The organism is Pseudomonas sp. NPDC087803 (genome assembly GCF_044742995.1).
GTDB lineage: Bacteria > Pseudomonadota > Gammaproteobacteria > Pseudomonadales > Pseudomonadaceae > Aquipseudomonas.
This window is the reverse complement of record NZ_JBIUVO010000007.1, coordinates 108,438-121,846: the sequence shown is the minus strand read 5'-3', so window position 1 is coordinate 121,846 and position 13,409 is coordinate 108,438. Positions and strand designations below refer to the sequence as shown.

Annotated in this window: 13 protein-coding genes and 1 tRNA gene; 9 read left to right on the top strand and 5 right to left on the bottom strand. The window is 59.1% G+C overall.

The features are described 5' to 3' along the window. The 3 genes from ACIOUG_RS07735 to ACIOUG_RS07725 all read left to right on the top strand — a co-directional run. Nucleotides 1–279, top strand: a 279-nt coding sequence (locus tag ACIOUG_RS07735; RefSeq protein ID WP_401064028.1) for a MerR family transcriptional regulator, incomplete at its 5' end; no start/stop codon positions are given. Nucleotides 280–367: 88 nt separating this feature from the next. Further along, nucleotides 368–444, top strand: a tRNA-Pro gene (locus ACIOUG_RS07730). Between the two features lie 277 nt (nt 445–721). After that, nucleotides 722–1,144, top strand: coding sequence for an RDD family protein (locus ACIOUG_RS07725; protein ID WP_401064027.1), 423 nt, complete (start codon nt 722–724; stop codon nt 1,142–1,144). A 31-nt stretch (nt 1,145–1,175) separates the two neighbouring features. Here the strand turns inward: ACIOUG_RS07725 and ACIOUG_RS07720 are convergent, their stop codons facing one another. Together ACIOUG_RS07720 and rtcR are read right to left on the bottom strand one after the other, a co-directional pair. Continuing rightward, the gene (locus tag ACIOUG_RS07720; protein WP_401064025.1) at nt 1,176–1,436 is read right to left on the bottom strand and encodes a hypothetical protein; all 261 of its coding nucleotides are present in this window, start codon (nt 1,434–1,436) and stop codon (nt 1,176–1,178) included. Between the two features lie 174 nt (nt 1,437–1,610). Continuing rightward, nucleotides 1,611–3,218 carry an RNA repair transcriptional activator RtcR gene (gene rtcR / locus ACIOUG_RS07715; protein WP_401064023.1) on the bottom strand — a complete coding sequence of 536 codons (1,608 nt, stop codon included), beginning with the start codon at nt 3,216–3,218 and terminating at the stop codon, nt 1,611–1,613. A 204-nt stretch (nt 3,219–3,422) separates the two neighbouring features. Between rtcR and ACIOUG_RS07710 the strand changes: the two genes are divergently transcribed. The 5 genes from ACIOUG_RS07710 to ACIOUG_RS07690 all read left to right on the top strand — a co-directional run bounded on the left by ACIOUG_RS07710 (nt 3,423) and on the right by ACIOUG_RS07690 (nt 8,808). Further along, nucleotides 3,423–4,970, top strand: a complete 1,548-nt coding sequence (locus ACIOUG_RS07710) for an RNA-binding protein (RefSeq protein WP_401064020.1) — start codon at nt 3,423–3,425, stop codon at nt 4,968–4,970. A 335-nt stretch (nt 4,971–5,305) separates the two neighbouring features. Beyond that, a complete protein-coding gene (locus ACIOUG_RS07705; RefSeq protein WP_401064018.1) occupies nt 5,306–6,532 on the top strand; it encodes an RtcB family protein in 1,227 nt (408 codons plus the stop codon). Between the two features lie 14 nt (nt 6,533–6,546). Next, on the top strand, nt 6,547–7,335 hold the full coding sequence (locus tag ACIOUG_RS07700) for a nucleotidyltransferase domain-containing protein (RefSeq protein WP_401064016.1): 789 nt from the start codon (nt 6,547–6,549) through the stop codon (nt 7,333–7,335). A gap of 8 nt (nt 7,336–7,343) precedes the next feature. Continuing rightward, on the top strand, nt 7,344–8,372 hold the full coding sequence (gene rtcA, locus ACIOUG_RS07695; RefSeq protein ID WP_401064014.1) for an RNA 3'-terminal phosphate cyclase: 1,029 nt from the start codon (nt 7,344–7,346) through the stop codon (nt 8,370–8,372). Between the two features lie 106 nt (nt 8,373–8,478). Continuing rightward, nucleotides 8,479–8,808, top strand: a complete 330-nt coding sequence (locus ACIOUG_RS07690) for a hypothetical protein (RefSeq protein WP_003226343.1) — start codon at nt 8,479–8,481, stop codon at nt 8,806–8,808. Between the two features lie 57 nt (nt 8,809–8,865). Here the strand turns inward: ACIOUG_RS07690 and ACIOUG_RS07685 are convergent, their stop codons facing one another. Further along, entirely contained in the window at nt 8,866–9,279 is a 414-nt protein-coding gene (locus tag ACIOUG_RS07685; protein WP_401064013.1) for a VOC family protein, read from the bottom strand. A 202-nt stretch (nt 9,280–9,481) separates the two neighbouring features. Here ACIOUG_RS07685 and ACIOUG_RS07680 point away from each other — a divergent pair, with 202 nt between their 5' ends. Beyond that, nucleotides 9,482–11,293: an ABC transporter ATP-binding protein gene (locus tag ACIOUG_RS07680; RefSeq protein WP_401064011.1), complete on the top strand. Its 1,812-nt coding sequence runs from the start codon at nt 9,482–9,484 to the stop codon at nt 11,291–11,293. Here ACIOUG_RS07680 and ACIOUG_RS07675 read toward each other — a convergent pair. Further along, entirely contained in the window at nt 11,290–12,234 is a 945-nt protein-coding gene (locus ACIOUG_RS07675) for an alpha/beta hydrolase (protein WP_401064009.1), read from the bottom strand. The genes ACIOUG_RS07680 and ACIOUG_RS07675 overlap by 4 nt on opposite strands. Nucleotides 12,235–12,343: 109 nt before the next feature. Continuing rightward, nucleotides 12,344–13,342: an NAD(P)H-quinone oxidoreductase gene (locus tag ACIOUG_RS07670; RefSeq protein WP_401064007.1), complete on the bottom strand. Its 999-nt coding sequence runs from the start codon at nt 13,340–13,342 to the stop codon at nt 12,344–12,346. Nucleotides 13,343–13,409: the final 67 nt, after the last annotated feature.

Genomic DNA, 13,409 nt, shown 5'->3' with positions numbered 1-13,409 from the left:
CTGTGTGCGGTAAAACCACACGTGCTGCGCTACTGGGAGCAGGAGTTTCCTCAGCTCAACCCCGTCAAACGCCGCGGAAACCGCCGGTATTATCAGCGCCAGGACGTGCTGATGATCCGGCAGATCCGCGCGCTCCTTTACGATCAAGGATTCACCATCGGCGGCGCGCGTCTGCGTTTGTCCGGCGATGAAGCCAAAGACGACACCACCCAATACAAGCAAATGATCCGCCAGATGATCGCTGAGCTTGAAGATGTGCTGGTGGTGCTCAAGAAATAAAAAGCTGCGTTTGAATACTTCCAGTTTTCAAAAGCTTGCGATATATTCTTGAGCGCTCTTCGAGATGAAGGGCAGGTTTCAAACCAGTCGGGGCGTAGCGCAGTCCGGTAGCGCACTAGCATGGGGTGCTAGGGGTCGAGTGTTCGAATCACTCCGTCCCGACCATATAATTCAATGATTTAGGCCAATGTTCACAGCATTGGCCTTTTTCATGCGCGTGACATTTGCGTGACTTCTCCATTTCTCACGCCTGCTTCCTCTTCAAGATTGTCAGCGGTTTTAGCCGTTTCTGATTATTGCTCTCGATCTACATTGATCCTTGCCGAGTCTAACTGGGATTTGGTCGAGCGCCCGGTGAATGCGGCCAGCGCTGGATTGCCATTAAATATTGGCGATCGGGTGCCGATACTCAGTCATCCAAATTCCGATCGAGCGAAGGCGCATGGACATCAGTAATACCGGTAGCGAATATCAAAAGCCGAAAAATCTCGCAGGCCTGGGCCGTCGCTGGGGTGGGCAGATCATCGATACGTTGATCACCTACTTTTTGATCCTCTTCATTGGACGAATGGCGGAGTTTATTGGTTTGCCGCCAAATGTTGTGGCGGTCTTGGCTTTTGGTGCAGGTGTGGCGTATTACCTGTTTTCCGACGCAATGCCCAACGGGCAAAGCCTGGGTAAAAAGCTGCTGGGGATGTCGGTGATTGATGAGCGAAGCTACTTGAGCTGCAATCTGTATCAATCGTTCATACGCAATATCACAACGCCCTTTCTGAACATCCTCGACTGGATTTTCATCTTCTTTGGCTCGCGCAAACGCTTGGGCGACATGCTTGCTTCGACAATTGTGATTCGTGTCAGATGAATCAAATGAGGCGGCGGCAGTCGCGCAGGTTTTATTGTTTCGAGTCTTGCTGAATGTCCTTCGAGTCACTGGAGGTCGCGGCGTCTTTCTGCGTTTCTTGCGGTTCGGCGCCGGAGTTTGAACCTGACGCTTCTTCGCCCTTTTTATTGGCTTTTTCCTCATTGGACTCTGAGCTTTGCGCCTGATTTGTTCCGGATGAGGCCGTCGGTGTTGCTGCCGAACTGGTCTGCGTGAAGAGCGAGCCAGTCAGCAGCAGGCTTGCGAGCGTCAGGGTTGCAATCGACTTGTTCATTTTCTGAATCTTCCGCGCGATGGGGGTAACCCATTGGAGGCATGAACAGGCCTAAGGTGCTGGCCGTTGGACGAGCGGTAGAATCATAGATACCCGGCCCAATGTGAGAGTAGAAGGATTTCTACAAGGCCAACCACAAACATGACCGCGACAAAACGGCGCGAAAGCACCGCGCTATATTTTGCGGCCTTGCAAGTCAGCCCATTCAATCCCGAAGCGGCTCAGGTATTTTCTCAACCGGTCCGCATCATTCGGCTGCGCCTTGGCCTGGCGCGATACCCCAAACAGTCTGCGTCCGGCATCCGAAAGGCTGCCCGCTTGCCGACATACTTCAAGTACCGCCTTCAATTGCAGTCGATCGAACAGGTCCAGGCTGTCGGCGTCTCCCGGTAGTTCATCCGACATCCCGTCCGCTTGCGTCAGCCCCCACGCATAACGCAGCCGATCAATTTCTTCCTGCACTTGCGCCTCATCAATTCGCCCGCTGTCCGCGAGGGTGGCCATCCGGGTAATCGACGCTGACAACTCGCGAAAGTTGCCCAGCCATGCCGCTTCGCGAGAACTGGCGAAGGCGAGGTAGCGCCGCCGTGCTTCGAGGTTGAAGCGCACTAGCTGGCCGTGATCGCGAGCGTGACGTTCTAGCTCGAAATCGATGTTGGGCTCGATGTCTTCGCGGCGGCCGGCCAGGCCGGGCAAATCAAATGTCCAGAGGTTGATCCGCGCGTACAGATCTTCGCGGAACAGGCCTTCGGCGACGCGGCTGCGCAGGTCGCGGTGGGTGCCGGCGATGATCAGGAAATCGCTGTCGACTTCCTTGTCGGAGCCGAGCGGAAAGAAGCGCTTTTCTTCGATAGCCTTGAGCAGCATCGCCTGTTCGTCCGCGCCCAGTTCGCCGATTTCATCGAGAAACAACATGCCGCCGTCCGCAGCGCGCAGCAGGCCGTCGCGGGCGTTTTGCGCGCCGGTGAAAGCGCCTTTGACGTGACCAAACAATGCCGACATCGCGCCGTCGCCCCGCAGGGTGGCGCAGTTCACCTCAACAAACCGGCCCTGCATTTGATGGCGACTGCGCTTGAGTTCGTAGATGCGCCGGGCGAGAAACGATTTGCCGGCGCCGGTCGGGCCGATCAGCAGCATGGGCGCCTTCGAACGCACCGCGACGCGCTCTATCTGTTCGATGGAGCGGTTGAACGCCGCGTTACGGGTGGCGATGCCGGACTTCAAGAACTCCAGGCCTTCGAGGCGTTTGTTGGCGAAACGCGAGGCGATGCGGTCATAGCGCGACAGGTCAAGGTCGATCAGGGCGTGGGTGCCGGTGGCTTGCTCATCTTCACTTTTGCGTCGGGCAGGGGAGGTCTGGATCAGGCGCGCCGGCAGAAAGCGTGCTTCGGTCAGCAGGAACCAGCAAATCTGCGCGACGTGGGTGCCGGTGGTGATGTGAACCAGATAGTCCTCGTTTTCGGTATCGAAGCTGTAGGCCGTCGTGAAGTCATGCAGTGCGCCGTAGACCTCTTCGAAATCCCACGGATTACGCAGTGCCATGGGGTGCAGGTTTACCTCGGTTTCCGGCGAGACCTGCTGGATATCGGCGCGAACCCGTTCAGCGAGGCTGAGGTCGCGTGCGTCGATACCGTGAATCAGTTCCAGGCGATGGATCAGCACGTCCGGTTGCTGGCACAGGCCAACGCTCGGTCGCCAGTGGCTCCAGCGATTGGCGCCCTTGCCAACGCGGTCCAGGGTGGCGCCGATAAAACCGATGGCGACCGTACGTTTGTTGGGCATGACTATCTCAAAAGATAAATGACGATATCAAATGATAGATTTCTTGCGCTGGGTTTGTCTTCTGATCAGCGCAAAGAAAACCATAAAAAATAAAAAATCGTTATAAATCAATAATATAAAAAATAAATTCAATGCCTTTCAAAAACTGGCACAGCCGCTGCAATACCTATCGCAACGAACAGGACAACAGAGCGAGACGCCACGATGGCCAACTTCAAACTCTTCAACACGCAATCGAAACAGCTGGCAGCCTGCGACACTTTGAATGCTTCCGGTGCCTCGGCCTATGCCTACACCCCGAAGCATCAACTGGCTCAACTGGCAGTCACCGGTTGCCTGAACCAGACGTTTTACGCCAGCGCTGAAAGTCAGCTGGATCAAGTGTTGAAGCTGGTGGTTGAACTCGACAGCCGTTTCGTGGCGAAGGCTGCTGTGTACGCTCGCCAAAAAGGCCACATGAAAGATATGCCGGCGTTGCTGTTGGCGGCACTGACGGCGAACCGTTCGACGTTGGTACCTGAGGTGTTTGAACAAGTGATCGACAGCGGCAAGATGTTGCGCAACTACGTGCAGATCCTGCGCAGTGGCGCCACCGGGCGCAAATCTCTTGGCTCGCAACCCAAGCGTCTGGTGCAGAACTGGCTCAACGGCGCGACCGAACGTCAACTGCTGCAAGCGTCGATTGGCAACCAGCCATCGCTGGCGGACGTGGTGAAGATGGTTCACCCAAAGCCGGCTGAGGCCTGGCGCGAAGCGTTCTTCGCCTGGCTGATCGGCAAACCGGTGGATGTGCAGGCGTTGCCTGAGCTGACCCGCGATTTGCTGGCGTTTCGCAGCGGTGCAAGTCACGAAGTACCCGCAGTACCGTTTCAACTGCTCGGCAACGAAACCCTGAGCAAACAGCAATGGGCTGCGCAGGCTTACAACATGGGCTGGCAGGGATTGCGCATCAACCTCAACACCCTGGCGCGGCATGGCGCGTTTGAAGTTCCGGGTTGCGTCGAGTACGTGGCGGCGCGACTTGCAGACCCGCAAGAAGTGGCAAAGGCGCGGGTTTATCCGTACCAGTTGCTGGCGGCCTACCGGATGGTTGGCGATAACGTACCGCTGCAGATCCGCGAGGCATTGCAGGACGCACTTGAGTTATCGCTGGCCAATGTGCCGAAGCTGGAAGGCGCGGTGGTGGTTTGCCCGGACGTATCGGGTTCGATGGGCAGCCCGGCGACCGGTTATCGTCAGGGCGCAACCACCGCAGTGCGTTGCATCGACGTGGCGGCGCTGGTCGCGGCAGCGGTGTTGCGCAAACAGCCGGCGGCGCGGGTGATGCCGTTCGAAGTGAAGGTTGTGGATATCAAGCTCAACCCTCGGGACAGCGTGATCAGCAACGCGGAGAAACTGGCCGCGGCCTTTGGCGGCGGCACCAACTGCTCGGCGCCGCTGAAGAAACTGGCGGACAGCAAGGCCAGGGTCGATACGCTGATTCTGGTATCGGACAACGAGTCCTGGATTGACACGCGGCGCCATGGTGCCAGTGAGACGATGCTGCAGTGGGAGCGCATCAAACGGATCAATCCGCAGGCGCGGCTGGTGTGTATCGATATCCAGCCGGGTTATGCAACGCAGGCAGCGGACCGCGATGACATTCTGAATGTCGGCGGTTTCAGTGATGCGGTGTTCGATGTGGTTGAGCAGTTCGCCAGCGGTCGTTACGGCGCGCAGCACTGGGTCGAAGCGATCGAGAAGATGCAATGAATTGATTTGTCACAGGCGCTGAATGCCGGTGGGACTACATCCAAGACGTCTCATCAAACCCTTGTCAGCGTGTGTGACGGCACGAATGCCTGATGGCTGTACATTTGAGGCCGGTTAACCCCGGTGCGCGGCAACGCGCAACAGTCATCAACTTTTGTCGTGCCACCTTATTGAAAAAGAAGGCAGCGAATGCAACAGGTACTCCATCGGAACGCGGGTTCGAATCCCGCCCCGGCAACGGGGGCTCGACTGGCAGAGCCACAGTGTCTGTTTTTTTGTCGCTGCACATGACCGAACAACGCCGAATCATCGGCCAACGAATAAAGAATAGAGAAATGAAAGCACACACTTACCAACTGCTCGAAGTCGCCGACGGCAAGCCGATCAAACTCTGGACCGAAGGCGTTCCGGTAGAAACCGAGGCCCGCGAGCAACTGATGAACACCGCAAAGATGCCATTCATCTTCAAGCATCTGGCGGTGATGCCGGATGTGCATCTGGGCAAGGGGTCGACCATTGGCAGCGTGATTCCGACGGTGGGCGCGATTATCCCGGCAGCCGTCGGCGTGGACATCGGTTGCGGCATGATCGCCGCACGCACGTCGCTGACCGCTACCGACCTGCCGGATAACCTGCAAGGCCTGCGCAGCGCCATCGAGCACGCGGTGCCCCATGGCCGCAGTTCGAACCGTTCGCGGCGCGACAAGGGCGCATGGGACGAGATTCCGCAGCAAGCCGATCAGGCCTGGGCGGGGCTTCAGCCACGTTTCAAGCTGATCACCGACAAGTATCCGAAACTGGCCAACACCAACAACCGTGGGCATCTGGGGACGCTCGGCAGCGGTAACCACTTCATCGAAGTGTGCCTGGACGAAGCCAACCGGGTCTGGTTCATGTTGCACAGTGGTTCTCGCGGTGTCGGCAACGCTATCGGCAACCTGTTCATTCAGATGGCTCAGGCGGATATGCGGCAACATATTGCCAACCTGCCGGATCGTGACCTGGCGTATTTCGAAGAAGGCAGCCAGCACTTCGATGATTACGTGGAAGCGGTGAGCTGGGCGCAGGACTTCGCCAGACAGAACCGCGAACTGATGATGCAAGCGGTGATTCAGGCCACGCGCCAGATCATTCGCAAGCCGTTCGAGGTGGCGCTGGAAGCGGTGAACTGCCACCACAACTACGTGCAGAAAGAGCGGCATTTCGGTGAAGACGTCTTGGTCACCCGCAAAGGCGCGGTGTCGGCGAAGAAGGGGGAGCTGGGGATCATCCCGGGGTCGATGGGCGCCAAGAGTTTCATTGTGCGCGGTCTGGGCAACGAAGAGTCGTTCAGTTCCTGCAGCCATGGCGCCGGCCGCACCATGAGCCGCACCAAGGCCAGGAATACTTTCACGGTCGAAGACCAGATCCGCGCCACTGCGCATGTCGAGTGCCGCAAGGACGAAGCGGTGATCGACGAAATTCCGATGGCCTACAAGGACATCGACAAAGTCATGCACGCCCAGCGCGAGTTGGTGGAAGTGCTGCACACCCTGCGGCAAGTGGTGTGCGTCAAAGGATAAAAGGATCAGCAGTCATGGAATTTGCAGAACGCCACCCGCTGTGCGACACGATGCGTGCGCGGGTGCTGGAAGAGTTGGCGCGTATAGAGCGCGAGCGCAACGTCACAGTGCTGTACGCCTGTGAGTCCGGCAGTCGGGCCTGGGGCTTTGCCTCGACCGACAGCGATTACGACGTACGATTCGTGTACGTGGAAAAACCGCAGTGGTTCGTTCAGGTCGACACGCCGCGCGCTGTGATCGAGCGGCCATTGGACGATGAACTGGACGTCAGCGGCTGGGAACTGCGCAAGACCCTCGGGTTGTTGCGCAAATCCAACCCGACGCTGCTGGAGTGGCTCGACTCGCCATTGGTGTACCGCAGCGAAAGCGCACAGGTTGCGCAACTGCGTGAACTGGCCGAAGCGTTCTACAGCCCGCCAGCAGCCCGCAATCACTATCTGTCGATGGCGAAAAACAACTTTCGCCAGTACCTGCAAGGCGACAGTGTGCGGTTCAAGAAGTACTTCTACGTGCTGCGGCCCTTGCTGGCGGTGCGCTGGATCGATCAGGGCCGGGGGCGTCCACCGATGACCTTCGCCGACCTGCTGACCACGGTCGACGACCGTGCACTGCTGGCTGAAGTCGACGAACTGCTGGCACTTAAACGCAATGCCGACAAGAGCACCTATGGTCCGCGTCGCCCGGCGCTGCACAGGTTCATCGCTGCCGAACTCGAGCGCGATGCGCCGACATTACTCAGAACTCAGGAAGACTCGCGACGACTGGATGACTACCTCAGGGACACCGTCGGGTTGTACGCGTAAGGATTGAAATGGAACAGCAAGTGATTGAACTGGACGGCGCGATTGGCGGCGGTCAGGTGTTGCGCAGCGCGCTGAGCCTGTCGATGGTGACGGGCCAGGCGTTTCGCATCAAACAGATTCGCGCCCGCCGCAGTCGGCCGGGATTGTTGCGTCAGCATTTGACGGCAGTGATGGCGGCCGCCGAAGTCTGCGGCGCGCGGATCGCGGGAGCGGAGCTGGGCTCGCAGGAGCTGTATTTCGAGCCGGGAACGATTCGTTCGGGTGATTACCAGTTTGCGATCGGCACAGCCGGGAGTTGCACGTTGGTGCTACAGACACTGCTGCCGGCGCTGTTGCAGGCGCCGGGCACAAGTCGCGTGCGGATCAGCGGCGGCACGCATAATCCATTGGCGCCGCCTGCCGATTTCCTCACGCGCAGTTGGTTGCCGCTGATGCGACGCATGGGGGCCGGCATTGAGCTGGATCTGTTGCGTCACGGCTTCGTCCCGGCCGGTGGTGGTGAGATCGACGTCACGGTGCAGCCGTCGCAACTGACGCGACTTGATCTGTGTGAGCGCGGGGCGTTGCTGTCGCATCAGGCAATGGCGCTGACTGCGGGGCTCGCACGGACTGTCGCCGAGCGAGAACTGAATAGGGTGGCCAAACGCCTGAACTGGTCATCGGAAACATTGCATCCGATCACGCTCGATCCGGCGCGTGGCCCCGGTAATGTGTTGTTGCTGGAGTACGTGTTCGAGCAGGTCACGGAAGTCTTCAGTGCCTTTGGCCAAGTGTTGTTACGGGCGGAGAAGGTCGCTGATAGCGCAATCAATCAGGCGACAGACTGGTTGCGCAGTGACGCTGCTGTGGCGGAACACCTCGCCGACCAGTTGCTGCTGCCGATGGCGCTGGCCGGTGGCGGATCATTCACTACCCCAAGAGTGACCGAGCATCTGCACAGCAACATCGCGGTGATCGAGCGCTTCTTGCCGGTGAATATCGAATGTTCGGAGGAGGGCGCCGAGCGTCTGCGGGTTGAGGTCCGCAGTATCCGCTGATCACGGCGCAGGCACAGGTCAATCTCGGAAAAGCGGCAATTTGCTGGCCCCCAGATTTGGTCTTCCCCGGCAAACTCGCCTTTTTTCAAAAGGTTAGGTTGGCTATATGCGGACGATTGTCATAACCGTTGCAACGCTTTCCCTGGCTGCCTTCGCTTCGGCCATTGAAGCGAAGGAGTTGAGCAAGAGTCATCGTTTCGCCTGTACCTGGGGCTCGGACATCGCTGCCGGGGCGCAGCAGTCGAAGCTGTCGGGGATCTCGTTGTACGGCGCGCGCAAGCAGTTGCAGGTGCGCAAGTTCCAGCAACCGTGGATGCGCATGACGGCGATGGGCATTACCGAGCAGACTTACAACAGCACCTCCAGGCTCAAGCCGGCGGCGGTCAAGCAGACCTATTACGAACAATGCGTGCGGCATGAACTGGCCCAGCGATAAACCCCAAAGCCCAACCTGAAGAGGTTGGGCTTTTTCATGCCTGACGAAACATCAGCATCACTGGTCAGTCTCGCAATTGACCATCCACGCCACACCAAAGCGATCGACCAGCATGCCGAAACGGGCGGCCCAGAATGTGGTTTGCAGCGGCATGTCGACGCGAGCGTCCTTGGCCAGCGCATTAAACACTCGCTCGGCTTCGGCGATGCTGTCGACGTTGATGGAAATCGAGCATCCGCTCATGCCCCCGGTTGGCCGATCAGGGGTGGTGTCCGAGGCCATGATCATCTGGTCGCCAACCTTCAGGCAGGTATGGTTGACGAGGTTGTGGTGTTCTTTCGGTACGTGATCGGCGGCGGGTGTTTCGCCGTAGGTCATCATTGCTTCGAGTTTGCCCTGCAAGGCTTGTTCGTAAAAGGTGAAAGCCTCGCGGCAGTTGCCGTTGAAGATCAGGTAGGGATTGATTCTCATGATGGCGTTCCTGGCAGTAGGCGCGGAGAGAGGCGATTTTCGTCGGGTTCCACGAAAGGCGGTTAAACCATAGCAAAGCATTGGACGCCGCAATGGGCAGAGTTTTTCCAGATGTTTTTCTTCTGAAAACACCGCGCTTCAGCACGGATAAAACCTGCGGAGTACCATGACACCCTGTACTGCCTATCGAGCTTGATCCGCCATGCCTTTGATTTCCCGCTTCAATACCCTGTTAGATCAGGCCCGGCGCGCCTTGCTCTTAGTCTGGGCGACATCACGCGGATTGTTTCTGGGCCTGGTGCTGGCAACTTTGATCGCCGGTGTATTGCCTGCGCTGGCCGCTTGGCTGGGGCAGCGCATTGTCGATGCGGTGGTGACGGCGATGCAGTTGCACGCGCAGCAAGGCGATGCGCCGCTGTGGCCGGTGTTGCGTTATGTGCTGATGGAGGCGGGCGTGCTGGCGCTGTTGTCCGGTACGCAACGGGCGTTGTCGGTGCAGCAGTCGCTGTTGCGGGTGCAGTTGGGGCAGAAGGTCAACACGCTGATTCTCGAGAAGGCGCAGACACTGTCGCTGGTGCAGTTCGAAAACTCCGAGTTCTACGACAAACTGGTGCGCGTACGCCGCGAAGCCTCGACCCGGCCGCTGGCGCTGGTGATGAAATCGCTTGGGTTGATCCAGAACCTGATCATGCTGATCAGCTTCGGTGTGCTGCTGGTGCATTTCTCGCCGTGGGCGCTGCTGTTACTGGTGATCGGCGCGTTGCCGGTATTTTTTGCCGAGGCGCATTTTTCCGGCGATGCTTTCCGCTTGTTCACCCGCCGGGCCCCGGAGAGTCGGCAGCAAAGTTACATCGAAACCTTGTTGTCCCACGAGGCCTACATCAAAGAGGTCAAGCTGTTCGGCTTTGCGCCGTTGCTGTTGCAGCGTTATCGGGACACCTTCGCCAGACTCTATGCCGAGGATCGGCGCCTGACATTGCGTCGCGATGGCTGGGGCTTCGGTCTCGGCCTGCTTGGCACCGGGGCGTTCTATCTGGCTTACGCCTGGGTGGTGATCGACGCCGTGCACGGCAATATCAGCCTCGGTCAGATGACCATGTACCTGGTGTTGTTCAAGCAGGGCCAGAGTGCGGTCAGCAGCAGCCTGAGTGCGATCAGCGGTTTGTACGAGGACGGCTTGTATCTGTCGAGCCTGTATGAGTATCTGGCCGAACCGGTGCTCGCCGATTCCGGTCATCTCACGGTCGGCGCGCAACCGGGTGATGGCCTGCGTTTTGAAAACGTCGGTTTCCGCTATCCGGGGGCTAGCCGTGCAGCATTGGAAGGTATCGACCTGCACCTGGTGCCGGGCAAGAGCGTGGCGCTGGTGGGGGAGAACGGCTCAGGCAAGACCACGCTGATCAAGTTGCTGACCCGCCTGTATCGGCCGGATCAGGGACGGATTCTGCTCGATGGCAGCGATTTGCAGGATTGGGAAGAGAACACATTGCGCCGGCGTATCGGCGTGATTTTTCAGGACTACATTCGCTACCAGTTCACCGTGGGTGAAAACATCGGCGTGGGCGATACCTCGGCGTTCAATGAAGAATCGCGCTGGCAGGCCGCCGCGGCCGAAGGCATGGCCGCGCCGTTCATCGAAGGGCTCGACCGTGGCTATGCAACGCAACTGGGCCGCTGGTTTGCTGGCGGTCAGGAGTTGTCGGGCGGGCAATGGCAGAAGATTGCCCTGTCCCGGGCTTACATGCGCCGCGATGCCGATATCCTGATTCTCGATGAACCGACCTCGGCGCTGGATCCGGCAGCGGAAGCGGCAGTGTTCGAGCATTTCAGCCAGCACACCGAAGGGCGCATGACCCTGCTGATCTCCCATCGTTTTTCCAGTGTGCGCAATGCCGATCAGATCATGGTGCTGGAGGCAGGGCGGATACTGGAGCAAGGCGATCACCACAGCCTGATCGCCGCCAACGGGCACTACGCCAAGCTGTTCGATCTGCAGGCTCGCGGCTATCGCTAGGAGTCCTGCGCGCTGCGTACCACTGCGGGGCCGGCCACGCGCGGCGCGGGTTTGGATTGCATCAGCGCGTCGATCGCCTTGCGATAATTCTGCCCGCCCAGCGCCATGCTGTTGTTGTGGGTGGCACCCGGCACCAACAGCAGTCGTTTCGGTTGTTGGGCGGCGTTGAACAGCTGCTCGCTGAAGCGCGGCGGCACGAATGCGTCAGCCATGCCGTGTACCACCAGCAATGGCATGTGAATCTCGGCGATCTTGTCGATGGAATCGAATTTCTGCGACAGCAGCCAGCGCACCGGCAGCGAGGTGTTGGCCACTGCCGCGGCCACATCCGCGAGAGAGGTAAAGGTGGACTCGATCACCAGGCCCTTGACCGGCAGCGGGGTATGGTCCCGCGCGGCGTCCTGGCCAAGTTCGGCCGCCAGATCAATGGCCACGGCACCCCCTAGTGAATGACCGTAAATCAGGCGTTTGCTCGGATCTGGCTGCAGCAGTTTGAAGCGTTCCCATGCCACACGGGCATCTTCGTACACGCTGCTTTCCGAAGGCAGATCACCCTTGCTCTGGCCGAAACCACGGTAATCGATCGCCAGTACCGAATAACCTGCCGCACGCAGTTGCTCGATGCGGAATAACTGCCCGGTAAGGTTCCAGCGCACGCCATGCAGATAAAGGATTGCCGGGGCATTCGCGCGTTCTGCCGGCCACCACCAGGCATGAATGTTCTGCCCGGCCTTGAAGCTCTTGGGCTGCAAGTCGAGTTCCTGCACGCTGCCCGGCAAGCCGTGATACCAGCCGGCGGTACCCGGCTCGATGCGAAACAGCAGTTTGCGCTCGGTGTGTTCGAGCACCGCACAACTCGTCGGCACGCCAATGATCAGCGCAGCCATGCAGGCGAACGCCAGACGGCGGCGACGCAAACGAGTCATGAAGGAAAGGAACATTAAACGGTTCACCACAGCGCAGACAAAGAAGGCTTTTTACCAGAAGGCTTGGTCTGCGCGTGATTTTTTCGACCACCGTGTACCCGCAACGATTACAAAATGCTGCGGCTCAATCCACCCGCAGGACAATTTTGCCGATGTGGTCGCCACCTTCCATGCGCGCATGTGCCTGGGCCGCGTCGTTCAGCGAGTAGACCTTGTCGATGATTGGCAGGCAGCGTCCGGCCGCGAGTACCGGCCACACGTGTTCGCGCAACTGTTCGGCGATTTCGGCCTTTTCCTCAGCGGTGCGCGCTCGTAGCAAGGATCCGGTGATCACCGCACGCTTGGCCATGATCGCCAGCAGGTCGATGTCGTTGGCCTTGCCGCCGCCGAGAAAGCCGAGCATCACCAGCCGGCCATCCATCGCCAGCGCGCTGACATTACCGTTGAGATACGAGGCGCCCATGATGTCGAGAATCGCGTTCACCCCTTGGTCTGCAGTTTTTTCGGCGATGACCGTGGCGAAATCCTGCTCGCGATAATTGATCGGCTGCCCACCCAATTTGCTGATTGCCGCGCATTTATCGGCACTGCCGGCGGTGGCGAAGGCTTCGATGCCGAATTCGCGGCAGAGCATCAACGCGGTGGTGCCGATGCCGCTGGTACCGCCGTGGATCAACACGCGCTGGCCACGCTGAGCGTTGCCGAGGCCGAACAGGTTGGCCCACACGGTAAAGAATGTTTCCGGGATGGCGGCCGCCTGCACCCAATCCAGACCATCGGGGATCGGCAGGGTTTGCCCGGCCGGGACAGTGCAGTATTCGGCGTAACCGCCACCGTTGGTCAGCGCGCAGACCTTGTCCCCCACGGCAAACTGACTGACACCGGCACCCAGCGCCACGATTTCGCCGGCCACTTCCAGGCCGGGGATCGGATTCATGCCCGGCTTCATCGGGTATTTGCCGGCCCGTTGCAGAGCGTCGGGACGATTGATCCCGGCGGCATGCACACGGATCAGTACTTCGCCGGCAGCGGCGACGGGCAGGGTTACGCGTTTGGCCTGCAATACTTCGGGGCCACCCGGTTGAGTGATTTCGATACGGGTCAGTTCGCTGGGCAGTGTCATATCCGGTCCTGTTGCGTAAGAGGTCTGTAGGTGGGAGTTCAGAGGGGCGCCAATGATTCCCTGCAAA